Annotated in this window: 22 protein-coding genes and 1 pseudogene; 11 read left to right on the forward strand and 12 right to left on the reverse strand. The window is 66.4% G+C overall.

Annotated elements, in window-relative coordinates; all coding sequences use genetic code 11:
* Positions 1 to 4: 4 nt before the first annotated feature.
* From ACQI5H_RS04010 to ACQI5H_RS04025, 4 genes are all read right to left on the reverse strand, one after another.
* Positions 5 to 472 (reverse strand): homocitrate synthase, encoded by a 468-nt coding sequence (locus tag ACQI5H_RS04010; RefSeq protein ID WP_427078108.1) that lies wholly within the window; start codon positions 470 to 472, stop codon positions 5 to 7.
* 597 nt (positions 473 to 1,069) lie between these two features.
* Positions 1,070 to 2,065 carry an anti-sigma factor RsbA family regulatory protein gene (locus tag ACQI5H_RS04015; protein ID WP_427078109.1) on the reverse strand — a complete coding sequence of 332 codons (996 nt, stop codon included), beginning with the start codon at positions 2,063 to 2,065 and terminating at the stop codon, positions 1,070 to 1,072.
* Between the two features lie 121 nt (positions 2,066 to 2,186).
* Complete coding sequence (locus ACQI5H_RS04020) at positions 2,187 to 3,635, reverse strand: FadR/GntR family transcriptional regulator (RefSeq protein ID WP_427078110.1); 1,449 nt, start codon at positions 3,633 to 3,635, stop codon at positions 2,187 to 2,189.
* Between the two features lie 12 nt (positions 3,636 to 3,647).
* On the reverse strand, positions 3,648 to 4,841 hold the full coding sequence (locus tag ACQI5H_RS04025) for a thiolase family protein (RefSeq protein WP_427078111.1): 1,194 nt from the start codon (positions 4,839 to 4,841) through the stop codon (positions 3,648 to 3,650).
* 64 nt (positions 4,842 to 4,905) lie between these two features.
* On the opposite strand from ACQI5H_RS04025, the gene ACQI5H_RS04030 reads away from it, so the two are divergent.
* Both ACQI5H_RS04030 and ACQI5H_RS04035 read left to right on the forward strand, forming a co-directional pair.
* Positions 4,906 to 5,250, forward strand: coding sequence for a Zn-ribbon domain-containing OB-fold protein (locus tag ACQI5H_RS04030; protein WP_427078112.1), 345 nt, complete (start codon positions 4,906 to 4,908; stop codon positions 5,248 to 5,250).
* 178 nt (positions 5,251 to 5,428) lie between these two features.
* Positions 5,429 to 6,487, forward strand: a complete 1,059-nt coding sequence (locus tag ACQI5H_RS04035; protein ID WP_427078113.1) for a hypothetical protein — start codon at positions 5,429 to 5,431, stop codon at positions 6,485 to 6,487.
* A 30-nt stretch (positions 6,488 to 6,517) separates the two neighbouring features.
* Here the strand turns inward: ACQI5H_RS04035 and ACQI5H_RS04040 are convergent, their stop codons facing one another.
* Both ACQI5H_RS04040 and ACQI5H_RS04045 read right to left on the reverse strand, forming a co-directional pair.
* Positions 6,518 to 8,680 (reverse strand): acyl-CoA dehydrogenase, encoded by a 2,163-nt coding sequence (locus ACQI5H_RS04040; RefSeq protein WP_427078114.1) that lies wholly within the window; start codon positions 8,678 to 8,680, stop codon positions 6,518 to 6,520.
* A 109-nt stretch (positions 8,681 to 8,789) separates the two neighbouring features.
* Positions 8,790 to 9,548, reverse strand: a complete 759-nt coding sequence (locus ACQI5H_RS04045) for an SDR family NAD(P)-dependent oxidoreductase (RefSeq protein ID WP_427078115.1) — start codon at positions 9,546 to 9,548, stop codon at positions 8,790 to 8,792.
* 112 nt (positions 9,549 to 9,660) lie between these two features.
* Here ACQI5H_RS04045 and ACQI5H_RS04050 point away from each other — a divergent pair, with 112 nt between their 5' ends.
* The 3 genes from ACQI5H_RS04050 to ppk2 all read left to right on the forward strand — a co-directional run bounded on the left by ACQI5H_RS04050 (position 9,661) and on the right by ppk2 (position 14,426).
* Positions 9,661 to 11,190: an ATP-dependent DNA ligase gene (locus ACQI5H_RS04050; RefSeq protein ID WP_427078116.1), complete on the forward strand. Its 1,530-nt coding sequence runs from the start codon at positions 9,661 to 9,663 to the stop codon at positions 11,188 to 11,190.
* Between the two features lie 43 nt (positions 11,191 to 11,233).
* The gene (locus ACQI5H_RS04055) at positions 11,234 to 13,477 is read left to right on the forward strand and encodes a carbon starvation CstA family protein (protein ID WP_427078117.1); all 2,244 of its coding nucleotides are present in this window, start codon (positions 11,234 to 11,236) and stop codon (positions 13,475 to 13,477) included.
* A 70-nt stretch (positions 13,478 to 13,547) separates the two neighbouring features.
* Positions 13,548 to 14,426 (forward strand): polyphosphate kinase 2, encoded by an 879-nt coding sequence (ppk2, locus tag ACQI5H_RS04060; RefSeq protein ID WP_427078118.1) that lies wholly within the window; start codon positions 13,548 to 13,550, stop codon positions 14,424 to 14,426.
* Between the two features lie 309 nt (positions 14,427 to 14,735).
* On the opposite strand, the pseudogene ACQI5H_RS04065 reads toward ppk2, so the two are convergent.
* Positions 14,736 to 15,038, reverse strand: a pseudogene (locus ACQI5H_RS04065) (2,4'-dihydroxyacetophenone dioxygenase family protein); the annotation flags it as partial.
* Between the two features lie 86 nt (positions 15,039 to 15,124).
* On the opposite strand from ACQI5H_RS04065, the gene ACQI5H_RS04070 reads away from it, so the two are divergent.
* From ACQI5H_RS04070 to ACQI5H_RS04085, 4 genes are all read left to right on the forward strand, one after another.
* Positions 15,125 to 15,955: an oxidoreductase gene (locus ACQI5H_RS04070; RefSeq protein ID WP_427078119.1), complete on the forward strand. Its 831-nt coding sequence runs from the start codon at positions 15,125 to 15,127 to the stop codon at positions 15,953 to 15,955.
* Between the two features lie 119 nt (positions 15,956 to 16,074).
* Positions 16,075 to 16,317, forward strand: coding sequence for a DUF1918 domain-containing protein (locus ACQI5H_RS04075; RefSeq protein ID WP_076060814.1), 243 nt, complete (start codon positions 16,075 to 16,077; stop codon positions 16,315 to 16,317).
* A 103-nt stretch (positions 16,318 to 16,420) separates the two neighbouring features.
* Positions 16,421 to 17,197, forward strand: coding sequence for an enoyl-CoA hydratase/isomerase family protein (locus ACQI5H_RS04080; RefSeq protein ID WP_427078322.1), 777 nt, complete (start codon positions 16,421 to 16,423; stop codon positions 17,195 to 17,197).
* 24 nt (positions 17,198 to 17,221) lie between these two features.
* Entirely contained in the window at positions 17,222 to 18,517 is a 1,296-nt protein-coding gene (locus ACQI5H_RS04085) for an acyl-CoA dehydrogenase family protein (RefSeq protein WP_427078120.1), read from the forward strand.
* On the opposite strand, the gene ACQI5H_RS04090 is transcribed toward ACQI5H_RS04085, so the two are convergent.
* Complete coding sequence (locus ACQI5H_RS04090) at positions 18,514 to 19,197, reverse strand: MspA family porin (RefSeq protein WP_427078323.1); 684 nt, start codon at positions 19,195 to 19,197, stop codon at positions 18,514 to 18,516. The genes ACQI5H_RS04085 and ACQI5H_RS04090 overlap by 4 nt on opposite strands.
* Positions 19,198 to 19,396: 199 nt before the next feature.
* Between ACQI5H_RS04090 and ACQI5H_RS04095 the strand changes: the two genes are divergently transcribed.
* A complete protein-coding gene (locus ACQI5H_RS04095) occupies positions 19,397 to 19,648 on the forward strand; it encodes a hypothetical protein (protein ID WP_427078121.1) in 252 nt (83 codons plus the stop codon).
* Here ACQI5H_RS04095 and ACQI5H_RS04100 read toward each other — a convergent pair.
* Together ACQI5H_RS04100 and ACQI5H_RS04105 are read right to left on the reverse strand one after the other, a co-directional pair.
* On the reverse strand, positions 19,645 to 20,595 hold the full coding sequence (locus ACQI5H_RS04100) for a phosphotransferase family protein (protein WP_427078122.1): 951 nt from the start codon (positions 20,593 to 20,595) through the stop codon (positions 19,645 to 19,647). The two genes, ACQI5H_RS04095 and ACQI5H_RS04100, sit on opposite strands and share 4 nt — an antisense overlap.
* Complete coding sequence (locus ACQI5H_RS04105) at positions 20,596 to 21,390, reverse strand: SDR family NAD(P)-dependent oxidoreductase (RefSeq protein ID WP_427078123.1); 795 nt, start codon at positions 21,388 to 21,390, stop codon at positions 20,596 to 20,598. It lies immediately after the preceding gene.
* Positions 21,391 to 21,565: 175 nt separating this feature from the next.
* On the opposite strand from ACQI5H_RS04105, the gene ACQI5H_RS04110 reads away from it, so the two are divergent.
* Positions 21,566 to 22,201, forward strand: coding sequence for an HD domain-containing protein (locus ACQI5H_RS04110; protein WP_427078124.1), 636 nt, complete (start codon positions 21,566 to 21,568; stop codon positions 22,199 to 22,201).
* A gap of 2 nt (positions 22,202 to 22,203) precedes the next feature.
* On the opposite strand, the gene ACQI5H_RS04115 is transcribed toward ACQI5H_RS04110, so the two are convergent.
* Together ACQI5H_RS04115 and ACQI5H_RS04120 are read right to left on the reverse strand one after the other, a co-directional pair.
* Complete coding sequence (locus tag ACQI5H_RS04115; protein WP_427078125.1) at positions 22,204 to 22,632, reverse strand: DoxX family protein; 429 nt, start codon at positions 22,630 to 22,632, stop codon at positions 22,204 to 22,206.
* A gap of 62 nt (positions 22,633 to 22,694) precedes the next feature.
* On the reverse strand, positions 22,695 to 23,537 hold the full coding sequence (locus tag ACQI5H_RS04120) for an alpha/beta fold hydrolase (protein WP_427078126.1): 843 nt from the start codon (positions 23,535 to 23,537) through the stop codon (positions 22,695 to 22,697).
* Position 23,538 lies beyond the last annotated feature (1 nt).

The raw sequence follows: 23,538 nt of genomic DNA on the forward strand, positions 1-23,538 counted from the left end.
CGGCCTAGGCCGCGGTGAGCAGCCGGTTGGCGCAGGCGATGACCGCGCGCAACGCCGACTGCGTCGGATCCTCCGACCAGCCCATCGCCCACTCGGAGCGAATCCCGTTGCTGCCGCAGATGAAGGTGGCGGTGAATTCGCCCGATCGCAGCTGATGGAACCTCAGCGTCTCGACGGTGATCCCGCGCTCGTGCAGCATCTCGGTGAGCGCGGCGATCGGCCCGCTGGCGGACGCGGTGGAGGTGCTGATGCGGTCGCCGACGGCGATCATCGCCCGAAAGTTGCGTGCTTGCGGACCAAGTCGCGTGGCGGGCCGCTCGGCGTCCGTGCACGACCAGTGGCCGAGTCGCAGCGGGCCGGCCGTGGGGCTGTAGGTCGCGACGAAGTTCTCCCACGTCATCGCCTCGGCCCGCTCCCGCAGACCGCGCGGCAACGTCGGAAGAGGCTTCGAAACTGGCTTCGAAAGGGGCATGGTGTCGGGCTTCTCTGATCAGCAGGAGCGACCGACGGCGTAGCTTCCGACCCACAGCGGGGGGTCGGTCTGGATCAGACCCCGCTGCGGGTGCTGGCTACTACGGCACGCTTGAGAAGACGCACGAGCGCCGAGGCTAGCCGTCGGCCGCGGCCAACGCAACTGCCTTTACGGCAGTTTCAGGACGAACGCCCCAACACCACGCCGAGGGCAAACCCGAAGTAAAGCAGTCCGGCGAAGGTCGGAATGCCAAGTCGCCCAATGTTAAACAGATACCGTCGCCCCAACCAGCGGGACTACCGGCTCTTCGGCGTGCTTTCGTCCGAAAAAACTTACTTGTGCGTCAAAAAGGGCATAGCATCTGCTGGGTGGTACTAAGCGCAATCGTGGCCACGCACTGGCACGTGAAAGGCAAGCCAATGAATGCGAAGAGCAAAAAGGTTCTCAAAGCCATAGCACTGGGCGCGGGACTTGTCGGGCTATTGCTGCTACCGACGGGATGTTTGATGACGGTGCCGGTCCCCATTCCCGCGGGGTCTCTGGGAGCGCCGGTCACGGTCGTGGCGCCGCCGCCCACAGTCGAGTAAAAGCACGGTTCTATCCAATCGGCCGCGGCGAGGGATCAAGCCGCAGATAGGCCTGGATCGTCGTGCCCGCCGGGGTGCAGTGGGTGCGCACCAAATCCGATATGGCGTTCACCAGAAATAGTCCACGGCTGGCGGGGCCGCTGGGGCCTGGGTTCAGCCGTCCGACCAACGGGTCGTCGAGGCGTCCACTGTCGCGCGCCTCACAGACCAAGTGCTCGTCGTTTCGCCAGAACGCCAGCCGGCACGCGCCGTTGGTGTACATCAAGCTGTTGCTGGCCAGCTCGGTGGCGATCAGCTGCAGATCCTCGATGCCGTCCTGGGACAGTCCGACCCAGTCGGCGTAGTTGACGGCGAAAGCCCGCGCCAGGCGCAGATCCGCGGACTTGCGAACCATGTACGTGACGGCCCCGGGATTGATGGGCAGGGGTTCGTTGTAGCGCGCCAGCACGGCGTCGGGCGCGTATTCGGCGCTGGGGTGCAGCGACCCGCAACTCCACAGCGTCGGGTGGGTAGCACGGACGTCCGCCAGCACGTCGTCATCCAGACGGCTCGCATCGTAGAGGCACAACCCCGTCACCGCGTGACCGTCAAATGCCTCGTTCACCAGCGCCTCACGCTCTACGCAGGCCCAAAGCTCGTTGTCGGTACGGCCCGGCCAGAAGACCTCGCTGACGATGCGCACCCGCCGGTCGGGGTGTTCCTCGACGAAGGAACCCTCCATGGCCATGAATCGATTCGGATTGCGGGCGACCTCGGTGGTGTCGGCCATCCGTAGGCCGTCCGGCGCCCCGCCCACGCCGGACAGCTCGTCGTGTACGAGCGCCATCATGTCGCCGGGCACGGCGACGAGAACCGGTTCATCCATCGCGAGCCCGTCCATGACGAAACCCGCCACGAAATCCAGGTACTCGCGCTGAGAGTGATACAGGAGCGCGGAGTGAACGAAGCCCTGATGTTCCCTTTCCGTGCCCCAGCTCACTTTTTCGGCGCTCCCGCTTTCAACCACAATGCCAACCCCCTGCTGGACCGGCCGTCCTGCCAACGCGTTACCTACCCCAATACCCCCCACACCCCTTGGCTATGCAGGTAATCGGTCACAATGCGGGATCGCCCCAAATGCGGCTCGATCACAGCCACCAGGAGGCCGCGGCGTCCAGATGACGACGAACGCGGTAACGCGCCAGGCTGTCGTCTCCGGCGGCCATCGCCTCGAGAATCCGCCGGTGCGCGTGTTCGACGGCGATGACGTCGGCGGCGGTCGGCAGGGCCCCGCCGGTGCTGAAGCCGTGCCGGCGGAACAACTCGACGATGATCCTGAGAAACAGGTCCAGCAACGCGTTGCCGGCCAGTTGTGCCAGTCCGACGTGGAACCGGAATTCTTCGACGGTGGCCTTGCGCACTTCGTCATCGGTTTGGGGGTTCTCGCCGAACGCCGGCCCATGCGTATCGAGGAAGGCGGCCACGTCGGGTTCGCTGCGCCGCTTGACGACTTTGGCGACGTTGTCGATCTCGATCGCGTCCCGGACGCAACGTAAGTCTTCGCGACTCGGCTTGCGGTACTGCAGATAGAGCGCGATGGTGTCGATGCTGGCTTGCGCCTGAGGTTGAGTGACGACGAGCCCGCCGCCGGGTCCGCGCCGCATCCGCGCCACCGAGTGATATTCGAGCAGCCGCACCGCTTCGCGCAGCACCGCGCGGCTGACCCGGTAGCGCGCCAGCAGCTCCGTCTCGGTCCCGAAGACCGACCCGACCCGCCAGCCTGCGCTCGCGATGTCGTCGCCGATGTTGGCCGCGAGCACCTCGGCGAGCTTGGCCCGTGGTGCCTCGGGGTTGAGTCGCCGCTGGCGTGCCCTGCTTCGGCGCCGGTCGCCATGCTGCTGCAGCCAGGCGGTGACCGCTTCCACGTGGCGCTCGGACAGCGTCTTGGCGCGTGCGGAATCACCGGCGGTGACTGCGGCAACGATTTCGGAATGGTCTTGGTGCATGTAGTCGATCGCCTCGATGGCCTCGCTCTCCGAGTCGGTTCGCGACTGCAGCGCGTATCGCGTGGTGAGCCTCATCAAGACGTCGATAAACAATTGCAGCACGGGGTTTTTGGATCGCTCGGCAAGCGCGATGTGGAATTCGTCTCGCGGCACCGGCAGACCCGGCCTCCAGTGCTCCTCCGCGCGCAGAACCGCACGCAGCCGATCGATGCCGGCCTCGTCGATCCGCTCGGCGGCAAGCGAGGCCGCCAGCGGCTCGAGCACCAGGCGCGCGTTGAGCAAGTCGGCCGGCGTCGTGCCCAGGTACTCGAGATAGATGACGATGGCGCGGGTCGCAGGGCCCGCGTCCGGCTCGCAGATGAGCAGTCCGCCATTGGGTCCCCGCCGCATCCGCGCGACCCGATGATGCTCCACCAGCCGAACGGCCTCCCGAAGCACGGACCGGCTCACGCAAAAGCGTTGTTGCAGAGCGTGTTCGGAACCCAGGGACTCGCCGACGGGCCAGCCACGGCGAACGATGTCGGCCTCGATCTCACGGGCGATCGTCGAAGCCAGTTTGTTCGCTGGGCCGGCCTGTGGCGCGGTATTCATCGACGTGAGGTCTCAACAGGTGAGCAGCATGCATCCCGCGACGGGACCCCCGCCCACGGAAACCACGCCGACCTCCGGGCGCCGCGACACCTGCCGCTCCCCCGCTTCGCCGCGCAACTGCAGACACCCTTCGTGCAACGCCCAATACCCGTGCATGCGCCCGGCTGAGAGTTGGCCGCCGTAGGTGTTCAGCGGCAGCACACCGTCGCGCGCGATCCGGGCACCGCCGTCGACGAAGGGGCCGCCCTCGCCGTCACCGCACACGCCCAGCGCCTCCAGCCAGGCGAGGGTGAGAAAGGTGAAGCCGTCGTACAACTCGGCGAGTTCGAGGTCGGCGGGCTTCAACTCGGTGCGCGACCACATCTGTGCCGCCGCGTCCGACATCGCCATCTTGGGGTAGTCGTCGCGGTGGAACCAACCACCGGCGCCGTCGGACCCGCCGATCGCTTCCACCCGCACGGCGCGGTGTGGGCAGTCGCGGGCGTATTCCGCGTGCGAGACCACCACCGCGATCGACCCGTCGATGGGGACATCGCAGTCCAGCAGCCCGAACGGCGTCGACACCGGCCGCGCGCCCAGGTAGTCGGACATCGTCATCGGTTCGCGGTACACCGCAAGGGGATTCAACGCGGCGTTGCGCCTGCCGTTGAGGGCCAGCCAGCCCAGCTGCTCCTTGGTGGTTCCGTACAACTCCATGTGCCGACGGCAGTTCAGCGCCAGCCAGTTCGCGGCGGAGTAGGCCTGTGCCGCAACCAGATCGTTGACGTCGTCCATCGCGCCGACGGCGGGACGCTCGGCGCCTTCGGGTGTCTCGAACATGCGCGCGAGCGCCGGCGCCGGCGCATTCTCTTCCTGCTTGACGGGGACAGTGCCGCCCAGCATCTGGATGGTCCGGTAGATGACGACGTGATGGGCGCGGCGCTCGGCGACCGCCCGGCACGCCGACATCACCGGGCTCAGCAACCCGCCGGTGCCGAACCCGGAGCCGCAGTCGGCCGCCTCGATCCCCAGCGCGGCGTTGACCTCGGCGGCCGGGGTGTCGCCCAGGGTCGCGATCCCGTCGATGTCGGCGGCCCCCAGACCGGCGTCGGCGACGGCGGACCGCACCGCCTCCATGGTCAGGTCGAATCCCGGGATGCCGGTGCGACGACCTATTCGCGAGATCCCGATGCCCGACAAGATCGCGTCTTTTTCGAAATACGTCATTTGCACCGCCCGAAGGACCAACCCCACCGCACACACTGGACCAATAGAGTGTACTGTATTGGCCGTGCCAGGCGAGTCGCCGTCCCAGCTGCTCATCGAGCATTGCGACCGTTGTGGGCGCTGGGTGCATCCGGCGGCCGGCGAATGTCGCGTGTGCGGCGGCTCGCTGGTGGCCAGGCCGGTCTCCGGACGCGGCACGGTTTTCACCTATACGGTCAACCACCACCCGTACAACCCGGAGATCCCGGTCCCCTACGTGATCGCGATCATCGAGCTCGCCGAACAAAGCGGCCTGCGCCTGGCCGCCAATATCGTTGACTGCGAACCGGATTCGGTCAAGTGCGGGATGCCCGTCGAGTTGCGGCCGGAGAAGGGCGCCGGTGGGGCCCCGTTGTTCGCGCCCGCCTAGCCCCCGAATTCTCTTCCGCTGCACATTGCCGCGCAGTATGCTGCGGGTCCTTAACGACTGCGGGCGATCCGTCGGCAAGAGCTTAGTTGGGATCGGTAGCGAGCCGGTCCTGGTGGAGTTCGAAAGAGACGCCACGGTAGGCGGCGGGCCGAATGTCAGCGGAATGAAAAGAGGCGGCATGAGCGTTAACGACCAATCGGCCACGTCGCGTCAGTTCGCCGCGTCGTCTGGGGCCTTCTCGCCCAACTGGATTCGATACTGGCAGGTCGGTTACACGGCGTTTTTTGCCGTGGCGGTCTTGTTTGGCGCGCTACAGGTCCTGCGCGTGTTAAAGGTCATTCACCTGCCCTTCCCGCATATCGGCGCCCCGGTCATTTACGGCATGGTGGTTGGGCTGCTGGTTGTCGGGGTGGGTTTTGCCGCCCGCATCTTTTGGCGATCGCGGGGCAAGTACCTCATAACCGTGACCGGCGATGGGCTCGCCATCGATCGGCGGCGCGGTGATGTCTATCCACTCGTTGATGCGCAGCTGGGGCTATGGGTAGACAACGGAGTTGCGCTGCATCTGCAATGTGGCCGGCACCGCTTTGTTCTGGGCGGACGCGATCGGCGCATTGCTCCGGCGACACCGCTCGACACGCAGCCGGTGTGGGTCGTCGACGCCTGGCTGGCGGAGTCAGAATTCGACGAGCTGCTGCTCCTGGGCGGCCGGTCCGCTGCACGCGGGCCCGCACCAGGAGAACCGACTCGGTGTCTGCTGTTTCCCAACCCGCTGTTGATCCAAGACATGGGGCCATTCGCGTTGATAAAGAAACACCGACTGACGCAATCGCTCTCGCACCCCCAACTGTTCGTTGACGTCGACAACGGCACGATCCAGGTGATCGACCCCAACAGCAACACGCTCACTGCCCGGGCGTCGGCTTCGCAGGTGACCGCTACACCGGCTACCTACCAGCTCTCGGCGGGTCATGCGTTCCCGTCTGCCCAAAATGTCGCCTCAGACGCGGCGGGCCAGTACTTTTCGACGACGCCCGCCATGTCCGTCGGCGTACCCGGGATGCCACCACTGACCATCGGATGCCGCAATTTCGAAGGACTCAAGCGCCGATTTTCGTGGTCCACCAATGTGCCCGTAACGAATGAACCCCCTGCCTATGCGGTCTCGGCGGCCGACTGGCTGACGCTGACGGAGAAATTCGGCTTGGGGCCGTATCTGGAAGACACGTCGACATAGGCCGGGGGCGGCAGGTGACGCCTGCCGCCGCTAGTTGATCAGCGGGTCGCGGGGCATGCCGAGAATCCGCTCGGCGATCTGGTTTCGGGTCACCTCCGAGGTGCCGCCCGCTATCGCCATGCCGCGGGCGCCCATCATCATGCGGCCGACGATCGCGCCGGGCCCGTCGAGCAGTGCGACCTCGGGTCCCAGCAGCGCCGCGGAGATCGCGCCGCCGTCGATCATGTGCTCGGCCAGCTTGAGTTTGGTGACGTTGCCCTCAGGACCCGGGCCCGCGCCCTCCACGCTGCGGGCGGCGCGGCGCAGGTTCAGCAGCCGCAGCGCGTGATCGTCGGCCAGGAAGTTTCCGACCCGGATTCGCGCGCCCGCCAACCGATCTGACGCTTGAGCAAGCTGCACGAGCTTGGACGCCAGGCCCTCGTAGAACGATCCGCTGCCGCCGATGCTGACCCGCTCGTTGCCCAGCGTCGCCCGCGCCACCGTCCACCCCGAATTGGGCGTGCCGACGACGTCTTCGTCGGGGACGAACAGGTCATTGAAGAACACCTCGTTGAACTCCGAGCCGCCGGTGATCTGCCGCAGCGGCCGAACCTCGACCTCGGGCGCCTTCATGTCGACGATCACGGTGGTGATGCCGGCGTGCTTGGGCGCGTCGGGGTCGGTGCGCACGGTGGCCAAACCGCGCGCGCAGTACTGCGCACCGCTGGTCCACACCTTCTGCCCGTTGATCTTCCAGCCGCCGTCCACCCGGGTGGCCCTGGTCTTCACCGACGCCGCGTCCGATCCGGCTTCGGGCTCGGAGAACAGCTGGCACCAGATCTCGTCCTGGCGCAGCGCCTTCTCCACGAATCTTTCGATCTGCCAAGGAGTTCCGTGCTGGATCAGGGTCAGGATCACCCATCCGGTGATCGAGTAGTCGGGGCGCTTGATGCCCGCCGCGCGGAACTCCTCCTCGATCACCAACTGTTCCACGGCATCGGCCGCGCGACCCCACGGTTTGGGCCAGTGCGGCATCACGTAGCCCGTCTCGATCAGCTTGTCGCGCTGCGCCTTCTTGTCCAGCGCGGCGATCTCGGCGGTATCGGCGTGGATCCGCTTGCGCAGTTCCTCTGCCTCGGGCGGCAGGTCCAGGCTGTTCTCCCGGACAGCGCCGGCCGCGGTGCGATCGAACACGTCGCCGGCCGGCGCGTCGCCGCCGAAAAGCGCCGAGCTCACCAGCGCCCGGCGCAGGTGCAGATGCGCATCGTGTTCCCAGGTGAAGCCGATGCCGCCATGCACCTGAATATTGAGTTCGGCGTTGCGCGCGTAGGCCGGGAATGCCAGCGCCGCGGCCACCGCGGCGATGAGGCGGAACTGCTCCTCATCCTCCGCCGCGGCGCGCGAGGCGTCCCACACCGCGGCGATCGCCGATTCGACGGCCACCAACATGTTCGCGCAATGATGCTTCACCGCTTGGAAAGTAGCGATGGTGCGGCCGAATTGCTGGCGCACCTTGGCATAGTCGACGGCGGCGTCGACACAGTCCGACGCGCCGCCCACCGCTTCCGCGGCCAGCAATGTCCGCGCCCGCGACAATGCCGATTCCCGGGCCCCCGCCAGAATGTCCTCGGCGGCGATGCTCACATTCTCCAGGCGCACCCGCCCGGAACGCCGGGTCGGATCGAAGTTGTCGGGCACGTCCACCGACACACCGGCGCGGCCGCGGTCCAGCACCAGCACGTCGTCGCCGGCCGCGATCAGCAACAGCTCGGCAAGCCCGGCGCCCAACACGATCCCGGCCTCACCGTCGGCAGTGCCGTCCTTGACCCGCACCTGGCCGTCCAGGCCGATGCCGGCGGTCAGGCTTCCATCGATCAGCCCGGGCAGCAGCCGCGACTTCTGCTCGGCGCTACCGTCTTTGGCGATCACCGCCGACGCGATCACGGTCGGCACAAACGGTCCCGGCGCCACCGCGCGGCCGAGTTCTTCGGTCACCACCACGAGTTCGGGCAGCCCGTAGCCCGAGCCGCCGTGTTCTTCGTCGACGTGGAGGCCAAGCCAGCCGAGTTCCACCAGGTTCTGCCAGAACGGGGGCCGGGGTTCGTCCGGCGAATCGAGCAGCGAGCGCGCCGCCCAGCGCGCCTTCTGCGAGGTGAGGAACGCGCGGGCTACCTCGGCGAGCTCGCGATGGTCGTCGGTCAGTGCGATACCCATCGGGCCTCCTCGCTACCGGGCTGACTGCCTGCCCCGCTCCGAGGGGGAGCGGGGCGGCTGCCTAAAGAGGATACTGTATTGCCGCGAGGCCCCGGGCGGCCGGGTTGTCTTACTTGGGCGCGAAGCGCTGCCCGGCGTCCAGCCGCAGGCATTGGCCGTTGAGCATCGGGTTGTCCACGATGGCGGCGACCAGCTTGGCGTACTCCTCGGGCCGACCCAGGCGCTTGGGGAAGGCCGCGTCCTTGGTCAGCGCCGAGGCGAATTCGTCCGGAATGCCCTTGGTCAGACCCGTGGCGAAGAGGCTGGGCGCGATCGCCAGCACCCGGATGCCCAGCGACCCCAGGTCGCGCGCCATGGTCAGGCACATGCCGGCGATGCCCGCCTTGGCGGCAGTGTAGGCGACCTGCCCGATCTGGCCCTCGAAGGCCGCGATGGACGCGGTGTTGATGATGACGCCCCGCTCCTCGTCCTCGGGCTCGTTCTTGCTCATGTGTGCCGCGGCCAGCCGGCTGATGTTGAAGCTGGCGATGAGGTTGAGATCGACGACGGACTGGAAGGACTCCAGGTCGTGCGGGCCGGTCTTGGTCATGGTCCGCTTGGCGATGCCGCCGCCCGCGGTGGTCACCACGACGTGCAAGCCACCCAGGTCGTCGACCGCGGCCTGCAGCGTTTCCTCGGTGCCGCCGAAGTCGGTGACGTCGACGGGGTAGAACTTGCCGCCTACACCTTCGGCGACCTCCTTGCCGTCGGAGCCCTCACGATCGAGCACCGCGACCTGCGCGCCGCGCTCGTGCAGAAGTTCGGCGCTGGCACGTCCCATGCCCGAAGCGCCGCCGATGACGACGACCTTCTTCCCGTTGATCTCCATCCGGACCTCCCTTTTTTGGCTTGTCAGATTCCACGCAATCTGTAACGTTATCTAGGCACGCTAGCGTGTCGGCTCCGAAGGCTTGTCACCGAGCCATGCCAAGCTGGCGACCGTGCTCCTTCTCGACGTGGCGGCGACGTCTGCGGACGTCGGCGGCACCGCGTCGCGCCTGACCAAGGTGGCGCACATCGCCGAGCTGCTCCGCCGCGCGGCGCCGGATCCCGAGCTCGTCTCGATCATCGTGTCGTGGCTCTCGGGTGAGCTGCGGCAACGCCAGATCGGCGTGGGATGGGCGTCGCTGCGGTCGCGTCCGCCCGCGGCGTCGCATCCGACCCTGACCGTCAGCGGTGTCGACGCCGCCCTCTCCGAGATCGGAGCCGTCTCGGGCAAAGGGTCCCAGGCGCGGCGTGCCGAACTCGTCGCGGACCTGTTCGCCGCCGCGACCGAAACCGAACAGACCTTTCTGCTGCGACTCATGAGCGGCGAACTGCGCCAGGGCGCGCTGGCCGGGATCATGGCGGACGCCGTCGCCCGCGCCGCCGATATCCCGGCCGCAGCGGTGCAGCGCGCCGCGATGCTGGGCGGGGACCTGCCCGCGGTAGCGGCGGCCGGGCTTTCCGGCGGGGCCGTCGCACTGGAGGCATTCACCCTGCGGGTTGGCCAACCGGTCGGCCCGATGCTGGCGCAGACCGCCACCAGTGTCGCCGATGCGCTCGAACGCCATGGCGGCACAACGATTTTCGAGGCGAAGCTGGACGGCGCACGTGTGCAGATCCACCGCGCCGGCGACCAGGTCACGGTCTACACCCGAAGCCTCGACGACGTCACCGCCCGGCTGCCCGAGGTGGTCGAGGCGACGCTGGCACTGCCGGTGAGCGAGTTCATCGCTGACGGCGAAGCGATCGCGCTGCGGCCGGACAACCGGCCACACCGCTTCCAGGTCACCGCGTCACGGTTCGGCCGATCCGTCGACGTGGCCGCAGCCCAACTGGCGCAGCCACTTTCGGTGTTCTTCTTCGACGTCTTGCACCGCGACGGCGTCGACCTGCTCGATGCCCCGACCACCGACCGGCTGGCCGCCCTGGACGCGCTGGTGCCACCCGCGCAGCGGGTCGATCGGCTCGCCACGTCCGACCCCGCGGCCGCCACCGCCTTCCTGGACGCGACGCTGGCCGCCGGGCACGAAGGCGTCATGGCGAAAGCGCCGGGGGCGCCCTATCAAGCGGGCCGTCGCGGAGCCGGCTGGCTCAAGGTCAAGCCGGTGCACACGCTCGATCTGGTGGTGCTCGCCGTCGAGTGGGGCTCGGGGCGCCGGCGCGGAAAACTCTCCAATATCCATCTGGGCGCGCGTGATCCGGCCACGGGCGGCTTCGTCATGCTGGGCAAGACCTTCAAGGGAATGACCGACGCCATGCTGGATTGGCAGACCGCGCGGTTTACCGAGCTCGCCGTCGGCGGCACCGACAGCCACGTCGTTGTGGTGCGGCCCGAGCAGGTGGTCGAGATCGCGTTCGACGGGGTGCAAGAGTCGTCGCGCTACCCGGGCGGGCTGGCGCTGCGGTTCGCCCGCGTCGTGCGCTACCGCGACGACAAGAGCCCGGCCGAAGCCGACACCATCGACACCGTGCGAGCGCTGTACTGATTCTCGCCCGGCGACGGACTCCCGGCCGTCGTAGGGTTTGAGCGTGACGGAGCGCATCGCAGCATGGGAAAGCGATAACAGCCAGGTCAGCTACATCCGCACCGATGAGGACTTACCGGCCGTCGCGATCATCGACCGCTCACCGATCACCGTCCGGCACAAGATCGTCTTCGCGGTGATCGCCGTGCTCGGTGCCATCGCGTGGGCGATCATCGCGTTCGCCCGCGGGGAGACGGTGAACGCGGTCTGGTTCGTGGTCGCGGCGATCTGCACCTACATCATCGGGTTCCGGTTCTATGCCCGGCTGATCGAAATGAAGATCGTCCGCCCGCGCGACGACCACGCCACGCCTGCCGAGGTTCTCGACGACGGCACCGACTACGTGCCCACCGACCGGCGCGTGTTGTTCGGCCATCATTTCGCCGCGATCGCCGGAGCCGGACCGCTCGTCGGTCCGGTGCTTGCCACCCAGATGGGTTACTTACCGGGCAGCATCTGGATTGTCATCGGCGCGGTGTTCGGCGGCTGCGTGCAGGACTACTTGGTGCTGTGGATCTCGACCCGGCGGCGGGGCCGTTCCCTTGGTCAGATGGCCCGCGACGAGCTCGGCGTCGTGGGCGGGGCCGCGGCCCTCCTCGGTGTCCTCGTCATCATGGTGATCCTGATCGCGGTGCTGGCACTGATCGTGGTGAAGGCATTGGCCGAGAGCCCATGGGGGGTGTTCTCCATCGCCATGACCATCCCCATCGCCCTGTTCATGGGCTGCTACCTGCGATTCCTGCGTCGCGGTCGGGTAGCGGAAGTATCACTGATCGGGTTCGCGCTGCTGATGCTCGCCGTGGTGTCCGGCAACTGGGTCGCCGAAACATCGTGGGGCGCATCGTGGTTCACCCTGTCCCCCGTCACGCTGTGCTGGTGCCTGATCGTCTATGGCTTCGCCGCATCGGTGCTGCCGGTGTGGTTGCTGCTCGCGCCGCGCGACTACCTGTCGACGTTCATGAAGGTCGGCGCCATCGCGCTCATCGCCATCGGAATCGTCATCGCGCGGCCGGAAATGCAGGCACCCGCAATCTCGCACTTCGCCACCCGAGGCAACGGCCCGGTATTCGCCGGCTCGCTGTTCCCGTTCCTGTTCATCACCATCGCGTGCGGCGCTCTCTCCGGATTCCACTCGTTGATCTCGTCGGGGACGACGCCGAAGATGCTGGAGAAGGAAAGCCAGATGCGGCTGATCGGCTACGGCGGCATGATCACCGAATCCTTCGTCGCCGTCATGGCGCTGATCACCGCGTCGATCCTCAACCAGCACCTGTACTTCACCCTCAACGCGCCGGCCGCGCAGACCGGGGGCACCGCGGCAAGCGCCGCCCACTACGTCAACGGACTCGGGTTGTCGGGCGCCCCCGCCACCGCCGACCAAATCAGCCAGGCCGCCACCAGCATCGGCGAGAAGACGATCGTGTCGCGCACCGGCGGAGCACCGACGCTGGCCCTCGGCATGTCCGAGGTGCTGCAGCGGGTGTTCGGCGGCGCCGGTCTCAAGTCCTTCTGGTATCACTTCGCGATCATGTTCGAGGCGCTGTTCATCCTGACCACCCTCGATGCCGGGACCCGGGTTAATCGCTTCATGCTCTCCGACACGCTGGGCAACTTCGGTGGCCCGCTGGCCAAACTGCGAAACCCGAGCTGGCGCCCCGGCGTATGGGTCTGCAGCCTGGCCGTGGTCGCCGCGTGGGGCAGCATCCTGCTGATGGGCGTGACCGACCCGCTGGGTGGCATCAACACGCTGTTCCCACTGTTCGGGATCGCGAACCAGCTTCTCGCGGCGATCGCGCTGACCGTCGTCACGGTGGTCGTCATCAAGAAGGGCCTGCTGAGGTGGGCGTGGATCCCGGGCGTGCCGCTGCTGTGGGACCTGGCCGTCACGTTGACCGCGTCGTGGCAGAAGATCTTCTCCGGGGATCCCGCGGTCGGCTACTGGACCCAGCATGCGCAGTACTTGGCGGCAAGAAGCGCGGGGAGGACGGCGTTCGGTTCGGCAAAGAACGCCCACCAGCTCGACGAGGTCATTCGGAACACGTTCATCCAGGGCACCCTGTCGATCCTCTTCGCGTTGGTTGTCGTCATCGTGTTCATCGCCGGAATTGCGGTCGCGCTCAAGGCGATTCGCGGCAGCGGCATGCCGTTGACCGAGGACGACCCGGTGCCGTCGAAGTTGTTCGCGCCCTCGGGTCTGGTCCCCACGCCCAGCGAACGCAAGGTGCAGCGGCAATGGGACGCGCTATGACCACCCCGCCGCGCAAATCCGCGCGGACACCGGCGTGTCCGCGTCTGCTGAACCGGGAATACCTCGAAACATGCCAGAAATCGACCTTGACGACCTTTCCACTCCCGAACACGGTTACACCGTCGACGACGAGGATGACGACGACCCCGTCCTGCTCGATCGGTCGGGCGATCACATCCAAACGTGGCGCGAGCGGTACCCGTATGACCACCGGATGCCGCGGGACGAATACGAGCGGCTGAAGCGACGGTTGCAAGTCGAGCTGCTGAAGCTGCAAAACCACAGCAAGCGCACCGGCGGCAGGCACGTGATCGTGTTCGAGGGGCGCGACGCCGCCGGCAAGGGCGGGACTATTCAGCGATTCATGGAGCACCTCAATCCGCGTAGCGCACGGGTGGTGGCCCTGGAGAAGCCCACCGAACGCGAGAAAACACAGTGGTACTTCCAGCGGTACATCAGTCACCTGCCCGCCGGCGGCGAGATGGTCTTGTTCGACCGGTCGTGGTACAACCGCGCGGGCGTGGAGAAGGTGATGGGGTTCTGCACGCCCGACGAATACACCGAATTCATGGAGCAGGCACCGCTTTTCGAGCAGATGTTGGTCGACAACGGGATAAGCCTGACCAAGCTGTGGTTCTCGGTGTCACCGGCCGAGCAACGCACCCGGTTCGCCATTCGGTTGGTGGACCCGGTGCGCCAGTGGAAGTTCTCGCCGATGGACATGGAGTCGATAAACAGGTGGGACGACTACACCGAGGCGAAGGAGGCGATGTTCGAGGCCACCGATACCGATGTCGCGCCTTGGATCGTGGTCAGAAGCAACGACAAGAAGCGTGCCCGGATCAACGCCATGCGATACGTCCTCGCCAAGTCCGATTACGACGACAAGGACGATGAGCTCGTGGGTGAGCCGGATCCATTGATCGTGGGCCGAGCGTTGACCGACTAGGTGACGTTGCCGGCCGACGGCGATGACATGGCGCGGGCTGCTAAGGGTTTCCGACTGGTTCATATCCACCACATGCCCCTCCAGGAGACGACATGCTTTCTGCCCGCATCCGAGCGACAACGTCGGCTCTCTTCGCCGGGACACCCGCGGCGGCTGCGACTTGCGCCCGCAAGCATCCCACCGCGTCAAGTTGCGAGCGCGGATGCCGTTGTCGGCGTAGTAGCGGGTGTAGCGGTCGATGGATGTCTTGTGGTTTTCCTGCCAGAGGATCTCGTTGTCCTGATCGAGGAAGAGCAATTCACCGGTCATGTAGAAGAATATCTCCGAGTCCTCGAAAGCTTCAGGGGTGTGCGAGGACCCGGCAACCTCGTAGAGGGTGTCGCCGGCGCGTGCGACCCAATTGTTCTCCTTATAGCGCCAGGATCCGCTAATCGTATGCGCCACAACGATTCCGGTGTGGTAGTGCGTTCCCAGCTCAATGTTGGCGGGGACTTTCATCGAGACTACGATCTCCGCACGGACCGGATCGACCTTCCAGTATTTCAAGAAGACTTGGTCGGACAGAGGCGTGAACGGTATCCATGGGTTGTCCGGTGGCCACCGGGGCTCCATGTCGGCAGAATCTAATCCGGTTGTGTTCGCGGCACAACGACCTGGCAAATCTTCGAGTGTGGCTCGACTGGTAAGGAGACGTGCTCATGTCCACCTGGCTCATCACCGGCTGCTCGACGGGACTCGGCCGCGCGCTCGCCGAAGCCGTCATCGCGGCCGGCCACAACGCCGTAGTCACCGCTCGCGACGTTGCGAAGGTCGCCGACCTGGAAGACCACGCTGCGCAGCGCGTGCTCCCGGTCGCGCTTGACGTCACCAAGCCCGATCAGGTCGCCTCCGCCGTTCAGCAGGCCGACGAGAGGTTCGGTGGCGTCGACGTTCTGGTTAACAACGCCGGCTACGGCTATCGCGCCGCGGTCGAGGAAGGCGACGACGCCGAAGTCCGCGCGCTGTTCGAGACGCACTTCTTCGGCACCGTCACGATGATCAAGGCCGTGCTACCCGGCATGCGGGCCCGCCGCAGCGGCGCGATCGTGAACATCTCCTCCATCGGCGCCACCGTGAATCCGGTGGGATCCGGCTACTACTCGGCCGCCAAGGCCGCCATCGAGGGCATGAGCGGCTCGCTTCGGGGCGAACTCGCTCCCCTGGGCATTTCGGTGACCGTCGTTGAGCCCGGGGCCTTCCGGACCGACTTCGCCGGGCGCTCGCTCGTGCAGTCGGCCACCATCATCGATGACTACGCCGGCACCGCGGGGCAGCGCCGCAAGGAGAACGACACGATGGACGGCCACCAGGCCGGCGACCCCGCCAAGGCCGCCTCGGCGATCATCGCTGCGGTCGAGTCCGACGAGCCCCCGGGGTTCCTGCTGCTGGGGCCCGACGCCCTAGGCCTGTACCGCTATGTCGCCGACGCGCGCGCCGACGAGATCGCGAAATGGGAAGGCCTGACCGCGGGCACGAACTTCGACGCCTGAACCCGCCCCTGCCGCAATCATTTTCGGATTGCGCCGGCTGCGTCTTCCGTTGGGTGAGCAAAGCGCGCACGATTGGAAGGGTCGGCACGTCTCACAACCCCGAGAGAAGGGAGCGGGCGATGAAGGCCAGGGTCGGCGACTTCCTTGTTGTCAAGGGCACGACAACGGAACGGCATGATCAGCATGCGGAGATCATCGGAGTGCGCGCTGAAGACGGCTCGCCGCCCTACGTGGTGCGATGGCTGGTGACGGGCCACGAGGCGACGGTGTATCCCGGATCCGACGCGGTGGTGGTGACCGCCGCCGAGCACACCGAGGCCGCCCGGCGCGCAGCCGCGCGGGCCGGCCACCCGCAGACATAGCCGCGCTTCCGGGGTCACGAGAATAGATTCGCCGTCTAGGAGAGGAATATTCTCCTCAGCCGAGAGACGCATTACGATCGGTGATGATCGAAGGGGATCTCTGCTGTCCGACACTCTGGAACTCGAACGTCCGCGCGACGGTGTCGCCGTTGTGCGTCTGAACCGACCCGAGCGCCTCAACGCGATCAACGAGGCCATGCAAACCGAACTGCGTCGGATGCTGGCCGATATCGCAGCCGACAACGCGGTGCGCGCGGTGGTTTTGACCGGTGCCGGTCGCGGCTTCTGCGCGGGTATCGACATGCGCGACTTCGGGCCCAACGTGCCGGAGGCCAGCGCGCCGGCGACGGACCGCCTGCGGTTCCAGGAGAACATGGCCGCATTGGCCGAAGCCATCCGCCAATTGCCGCAGCCCGTCATCGCCGCGGTCAACGGCCCCTGTGTCGGTGCGGGATTCGCGTTGTGTCTCGCCTGCGACATCCGGATCTGTTCGGCCGCAGCATCATTCGGCAACGCCGCCATCTTGCTCGGGTTGTCGGGGGCGGAGATGGGCATGAGCTATCACCTGCCCCGGATCGTCGGGACCAGCATCGCGGCCGACTGGATGCTCACCGGTCGCACCGTTTCGGCCGCCGAGGCCGATCGGCGCGCTCTGGTCAGCGAAGTCGTCGAGCCGGATCGGTTGGCCGACCGCGCCTTGGAGTTGGCGTCGCTGATCGCGGATCTTGCCCCGCTTGGTGTGCAACTGACAAAGCGCGCGCTGCAAGTGAACACCGACGCGGCCAGCCTCCCGTCGGCGCTCGAACTGGAAAACCGCAACCAGGTGATCGCACACGCCACCGACGAGGCGGCGGAGCGCCGCAAAAGGTGGTCGCGGTGAGCCGCAACGCAGAGAGGACGACAGATGTCGTGGGACTTCTCCACCGACTCCCAGTGGGCGGAACAACTCGAATGGGTCGAGGACTTCGTGCGCAGCGAATGCGAGCCGATCGACTTGATCGTCAAGGAGTCTCACGACCTGGGCGATCCGGTGCGTCAGGCGCTGATCCCGCCGTTGCAGCAGATCGTCAAGCAGCGCGGCCTGTGGGCCACCCACCTGGGGCCGCATCTGGGCGGTCCCGGCTACGGTCAGGTGAAACTGGCTCTGCTCAACGAGATCCTGGGCCGCTCGGAGTGCGCGCCGATAGTCTTCGGGTCGCAGGCACCCGATTCCGGCAATAGCGAGATCCTTGCGCACTACGGCACGCCCGAGCTCAAAGCGCGCTACCTCGAGCCGCTGCTGGACAACCGCATCGTGTCGTGCTTCTCGATGACCGAACCGCAGGGCGGCGCCGACCCGAAGGTGTTCCGCACCACCGCGGAGCCCGATGGTGACCACTGGATCATCAACGGAGAGAAGTGGTTTTCGTCGTTCGCGTCGATGGCGTCGTTCATCATTGTGATGGCGATGACCGACCCCGAGGCGCCGCCATATCAGCGCTACTCGATGTTCGTCGTGCCCGGCGACACGCCGGGCATCAACGTGATGCGCGACGTCGGGCTGGGGTATCAGCCGCCCGGCGGTGGGCGTGAGGGCTACGTGCGTTATGAAAACGTGCGGGTGCCGGCTGATCACATGCTCGGCCCGCGCGGCGGGGCCTTCGTCGTCGCGCAGACCCGGTTGGGTGGTGGACGGATTCATCACGCGATGCGCACGGTGGGGCTGGTCCGGCGGATCTTCGACATGATCTGTGAGCGGGCGGTGTCGCGCTACACCCAGGGCGAGGCGTTGGCGAACAAGCAACTGGTCCAGGAGATGGTCGCCGACTCGTGGATGGAGATCGAGGCCTTCCGGCTGCTCACACTCCAAACCGCCTGGAAGATCGATCAATTCAACGACTACAAGGCGGTACGCGCCGACATCTCGGCGGTCAAGGCGATGATGCAGAAGGTGCTGCACGACGTGTCGTCGCGGGCGCTTCAGCTACACGGATCGTTGGGGACCACTCATGAGATGCCGTTTGTGCAATACCTGGTGGAGTCGTTCGTGCTCGGCCTTGCCGACGGTCCGACAGAAGTGCACAAGGTGACGCTGGCCCGCCTGTTGCTCAAAGACCGCGCGTCGGCTCCCGATCTGTTCCCCTCCGAGCACCTGCTGCGGTTGCGCGAGGCCGCCGAGGCGAAGTTCGCGGACAAGCTGGCGGGCATCCCGCGCGGCTAGACGGCCTTGGTGACGCCGACGTACGACAGCACCACGTCGGATTCATCGGTGACTCGAGTCAGGGTCGCGTAGGAGCGGATGAACGACTGACCAACGCAACCATCGATTTTGACGTGGAAGTTGCTGATCAAGACCCAGGGATCGGAACCCTTGAACTGTTTCTTGACCACCGGAACCACGATGATGATGCCGGGCTTGAGCCCCACGCTGAGCACGCCGTTAATTGGCGCGGTCACCAACGGCACGACACCGGGCACACCGGTGAATATTCCTGTAAAGGCGAGCCCCGGGCTGAGGCCGGCGCTACCCGCCATCGTGACACCGTTGGACGTGCTCATGTCGATTCCGCAGCCGATTTCGTAACCCACCTCGAGGACGCCATGAGGTGGTTCCGGTCCTTTCAGCGAAGCAACGAACGTCCCGCTGGCGAGGTATTCGCGCGACGAGACCGCCGTAGTCAGCGGCGCGACGGGAACTTGCGACTCGTCCCTCGCCCCGAGGGTCAACGTCCAGCCATCGGGAGTGTCGAGGGCTGCCGGATCGGCCGAAGGTACCTGCCCGTCGGCCGGTGGCGTCTCGGCGGCGGCAGGCTCAGCGTCAGGTTCCGCGGTTCCTGGGGGCGCCATGGTCACTGACATCACGAAGCAGACAGCGACAGCCGCAATGCGGTGCACCACCACAGCGATCGGCCTCACGCGCGACACCGTATGCAGCGTGAGATTCGAGTTGCGAAATTTGCTGGCTATCCCATCAAAGTTGTTGCAGGTTCGTAATTGATATGCGATCTTGCTGCGCAAGAACCGGGGCAAACACCGATGCCCGTTGCCGTGGCGAAAAATTTTGTATCCTCCTCATCCGGCGGGCGGTAGAATCAGCGGCATGAAATTTCGCGTGTGCGCTGCCGGACTGTTTGCCGGCGCGGTGTGTGCCGCGAACTTCTTCGGCGCCACTGGTGTGGCCAACGCAGACCCGCAAACTGATGGGTCGGGCGGAGCCAACATCGTCATCAACCAATTGATATCGGGGGCTGTCCCCGCACTGCGAGCGCCTACGCAAGACGAAGGCGATTCGGAACAGAACTGGGGTGGCGTCGGCATGTACTGCGAGAACCCGTTCGTGCGCTGCCGCTAGTCCAGCATTGACCGAGCGCGCTCCAGCAGCCGCGGCAGCGTGGCCGCCATGGCTTCCAATTCGGCTCGGGGAGAACGTCGTCTGCGGTTGTGTTTGACGATGAGCGACCATGTCGCCACTGACTTGAAGCACGCCAACGCGATGAACCAATCCAAGTCGCTGACCTCGCAACCCAGCTCGCGTTGATAGATGTCGGTGAGCTCAGCGACGGGCGGTGCCATTCCAGCCGAGGCCGAGACGCGCCCATAGGTATCGGGATCACAGTTGATCAGGAACCAGCCCGCATCGACGCGCGGATCGCCGAGCGACCAAATCTCCCAGTCGATCACCGCGGTGATCTGAGCGCCGACGGCCATCAGGTTGCCCAGCCGGAAGTCACCGTGTACCACCCTCGGCGTCATACCCGTTGGCGCGCAACCTAACAACGCGTCGCGCACATCCCGCCAGCCGGGCACCAGGGCGGCGTCGACGGTGAGCAACGTGTCGCACCAGCGCCGGACTTCCGCGAGCGGGTCGATGACCGGGTCACCGCCCAAACCCAAGTCGCTCGGCGACAGGCTGTGCAGGGCGGCCATCGCCCGGCATGCATTGCGGTAACGCTCCGCGAGGTCAGGGGTCGATGGGCAACCGTCGAACAACGGCTCAACACAGTCGCCTTCCACGTGCGACATCACGAACAGGGGCGGGCTTCCCGAGTCCTCCCACAGCACCTCGGGGACCGGAACCTGGGACGCGGCAAGCGCTTTGATGATGCGGGCCTGGCGCAGCACGTCGCGGTGCGCGACCGGCTGCACGCCGGGCGGAGCGACCTTGATCACCACGGCCCGACCATCGCACACACCCCGAAAAGTGAGGCTGGACGCTCCCCCGGCAAGTGAGTCGACGCCGGTGACACCCGCGCCGGCCAGTCGCCGCCGCAGCTCGTCGAGGTCGAGCTCAGCGGCCATTCAGCCCGCCGATTTCGGCCAGCCCACTTCGGCCAGAAACGCCTGGGTGTGCGCGATGCGACCGGTCAGGGTCTTCGGGTCGCCCGTGCACAATCGGAAGGCGGTCTCGGTGATCAGCTCGATGCCCTCGGTGTCGGTCTTGGCCAGGTCGAGGGTGCCGGCCCCGGGGGTCGCCACGGGATTCGACGGGGCGGCGGCGTTGACGGCAATCCCGTCGTCGTAGAGTTCGGCGGCAAGGCTTTTGGTGAGCCGATTGAGCGCGGCCTTGGCCGTACCGTATATCCCGAAGCCCGCGGCGCGGTCGAAGTCGGAGAACGGTGGCCCCGGGGGCAGGTCGCCGCCCACCGACGTCACGTTCAGAATCCAGCCGCGGCGGCGCTCGCGCATCGCGGGAATTGCCAACTGGCACAGATGCAAAGGGCCGAGCACATGCATCTCCATCATCAACCGGGCCCGTCGCTCGGGAAACCCGTCCAGTGGCCGCAGGAAGGTCACCGCGGCGTTGTTGACCAGGATGTCGGGCGCGCCGACGGCCTGCACCACCTCGGCGAAGAGCCGTTCCCGCTCCTCGGTTTGGGACAGATCCGCTTGCACCGCGATGGCCCGACCGCCCGCGGCCGCGATCTCGTCGCGGGTTTGGCTCAGCGACCCTTGGTATTTGGGATCGGGATCCATCGTGCGCGCGGTCAGCGCCACCGTCGCACCCTCGGCCGCAAGCCGCGCGGCGATCGCCTTGCCCAGCCCGCGGCTGCTTCCGGTTACCAGGGCGACCATCCCGTCGATGTCAGCGCCCATCGTCGACCTCCTCCGGAACCTGCATGCGGAAATGGCTTCTCCGAACTAGAGAATGTCATTATCGCCGTCCGATCGGAAGCGCATCGCGGCGCCCCCCGACGCATGGCCTAAATCGTGGGAAGCATGGCGTTGCAGCCACTCCCCACGTCGCGAGCGCCGGCCTAACGTAATGCCGATGCAGCAGGTTCCGGATCTGATAGACACTCCCGCCGCGCAGGCCGCGATGCGGCTGGCCCAGTCGACCGAGTCGCCGTCCGTGTTCAACCACAGCGTGCGCAGCTACCTGTTCGGGGAGCTGCTCGCGGCCCGCGAGGGGATGCGTCCGGGCGCCGACTACGACAGTGAGGCCTTGTTTTTGGGATGCGTCCTGCACGACCTCGGCGTCGGGACCGCGGCACCCGGCAAGGAGCGGTTTGAGGTCGAGGGAGCTGACCTCGCGGCGGCATTCCTGACCGAGCAGGGCTGCGAGCGAGCGGTCGTGGACGGCGTCTGGGAAGCCATCGCACTACATACCTCGATGGGCATCGCCAATCGGCGCGGGGCGCTCTGTTCGCTGACTCAGTCAGGCATCGGCGCCGATTTCGGCCGCAACGCCGAGGCCATCGACGCGCAGACTGCCGCGGCAATCCATGACCGTTACCCGAGGTTGTCCATGGCGCGCACGCTGGTGGACGCGATCGTCGCGCACGCGCAACGCAGCCCGGAGGCCGCGCCACCCTATTCGATGCCGGGCGACCTGCTGCGTGAACGCCGGTCCGGAAGCCCCGCTCTGGTGGAGGTCATGGCAGCGCACGGCCGCTGGGGCGAGTGAGATCAGCGCCGCGGGTTGCCGCGCCGAGCATCGATGGAATGGGTCCCGCCACCCATGAAGACCAGCAGGAAGAAACCGAAGCAGAAGAGAATCGCCAACGTCCCACCATTGCCCGCCGGGGGATCTCCGATCGGCCAGAGCGAGCGCGGCTGATGCATCCAGAAATATGCGACTGCCATTTCGCCCGAGGCAATGAATGCCGCGGCGCGGGTGAACAATCCGGCCGCGATCAGTAACCCCGTCACGAGTTCGATCAAGCCGGCATACCAGGCTGGCCAGGCTCCCACCTGGACCGGCCACGCCGGACGGACGGGCCAACCGAACAGGATCATCGACCCGTATCCGGCGAAGAGCAGACCGTAGACCAACCGAAACAGGCTCAGCACCGCCGGCGCATGGCGGGCGAGGCGATAGTTCAGATTTCTCGTCATACGACAGACGTTACGGTCGCGGCCCAGTCGAGCTACCGGGCCAGCGGCTTGTCGCTTCGTCACTAGTTGGGCACGACAGCCACATTCAGCAGGCTTACCAGGGCGTCGGTCACCTCGCGGGGGCGCTCCTCCATGATGTAGTGGTCGCCGCCCCGCAAGTGGATCAGCCTGGCGTGGGGAATGAGGTCGGCCAATTCACGCGCGGTCTCAAACGGGACATAGGGATCGCGGTCGCCCCAGATCACCGCGACCGGGCACGCGATGGTCGCAAGGCCCTGCGCCAGCCACGGCACGGCGGGCACCGGGTAGTGGGCGAAGAATTCCCAAAATGCGCGCCGGCCCTGTGGTGTGCTCATCCAGCTCAGGTATTCGGCTTCCAGCGCGGTGTCGAAGCAGCCCAGCTTCCGGTAGCGGGCCAAGGCCACGTGATGCAGCTGTGCCAGCGGAAGACGCCGGGCGGCCCCGGCAAGGATAGGGTGCGTCGCGACCCAGCGTTGACCCAACGAGAACCGGTAGAACCCGGGGCGAAAGATGCCGTGTGCGCGCGTGTTCAGCAGGGCGAGCCGCAGCACCCGTTCGGGATGGCGGATGGAGTAACCGAGCCCCAGGAAGCCGCCGTAATCGTGGGCGCACAGGTTGAATCGTTGCCAACCCAATTGCCGCACCAGCCATTCGATCCGGTCCACTTCGTTGTCATACGTCGGTGGGGTCAGCGGCGGATCGGATCTCCCGAAGCCAGGCCAGTCGGGCGCCACGACATGATGGTTGTCGGCCAAAGCCGAGATCTGGTGTCGCCAGCAGGATGCGTTCTGCGGGTAGCCGTGCAACAGCAGCACGGGCTCCCCGGTGCCGGAGGTCAGCGCGAACACCTTGCGTCCGTCGATCTCCCCCACGATGGATCTCATA

This window comes from Mycobacterium heidelbergense, assembly GCF_050205645.1.
Taxonomy (GTDB): domain Bacteria; phylum Actinomycetota; class Actinomycetes; order Mycobacteriales; family Mycobacteriaceae; genus Mycobacterium; species Mycobacterium heidelbergense_A.

Excerpts from the sequence above, each read along its gene's own strand:
- ACQI5H_RS04010 (WP_427078108.1), bottom strand. The coding sequence starts at position 472 with ATGCCCCTTTCGAAGCCAGTTTCGAAGCCTCTTCCGACGTTGCCGCGC.
- ACQI5H_RS04020 (WP_427078110.1), bottom strand. The coding sequence starts at position 3,635 with ATGAATACCGCGCCACAGGCCGGCCCAGCGAACAAACTGGCTTCGACG.
- ACQI5H_RS04025 (WP_427078111.1), bottom strand. The coding sequence starts at position 4,841 with ATGACGTATTTCGAAAAAGACGCGATCTTGTCGGGCATCGGGATCTCG.
- ACQI5H_RS04035 (WP_427078113.1), top strand. The coding sequence starts at position 5,429 with ATGAGCGTTAACGACCAATCGGCCACGTCGCGTCAGTTCGCCGCGTCG.
- ACQI5H_RS04040 (WP_427078114.1), bottom strand. The coding sequence starts at position 8,680 with ATGGGTATCGCACTGACCGACGACCATCGCGAGCTCGCCGAGGTAGCC.
- ACQI5H_RS04045 (WP_427078115.1), bottom strand. The coding sequence starts at position 9,548 with ATGGAGATCAACGGGAAGAAGGTCGTCGTCATCGGCGGCGCTTCGGGC.
- ppk2 (WP_427078118.1), top strand. The coding sequence starts at position 13,548 with ATGCCAGAAATCGACCTTGACGACCTTTCCACTCCCGAACACGGTTAC.
- ACQI5H_RS04070 (WP_427078119.1), top strand. The coding sequence starts at position 15,125 with ATGTCCACCTGGCTCATCACCGGCTGCTCGACGGGACTCGGCCGCGCG.
- ACQI5H_RS04075 (WP_076060814.1), top strand. The coding sequence starts at position 16,075 with ATGAAGGCCAGGGTCGGCGACTTCCTTGTTGTCAAGGGCACGACAACG.
- ACQI5H_RS04085 (WP_427078120.1), top strand. The coding sequence starts at position 17,222 with ATGTCGTGGGACTTCTCCACCGACTCCCAGTGGGCGGAACAACTCGAA.
- ACQI5H_RS04095 (WP_427078121.1), top strand. The coding sequence starts at position 19,397 with ATGAAATTTCGCGTGTGCGCTGCCGGACTGTTTGCCGGCGCGGTGTGT.
- ACQI5H_RS04100 (WP_427078122.1), bottom strand. The coding sequence starts at position 20,595 with ATGGCCGCTGAGCTCGACCTCGACGAGCTGCGGCGGCGACTGGCCGGC.
- ACQI5H_RS04105 (WP_427078123.1), bottom strand. The coding sequence starts at position 21,390 with ATGGGCGCTGACATCGACGGGATGGTCGCCCTGGTAACCGGAAGCAGC.
- ACQI5H_RS04110 (WP_427078124.1), top strand. The coding sequence starts at position 21,566 with ATGCAGCAGGTTCCGGATCTGATAGACACTCCCGCCGCGCAGGCCGCG.
- ACQI5H_RS04115 (WP_427078125.1), bottom strand. The coding sequence starts at position 22,632 with ATGACGAGAAATCTGAACTATCGCCTCGCCCGCCATGCGCCGGCGGTG.
- ACQI5H_RS04120 (WP_427078126.1), bottom strand. The coding sequence starts at position 23,537 with ATGAGATCCATCGTGGGGGAGATCGACGGACGCAAGGTGTTCGCGCTG.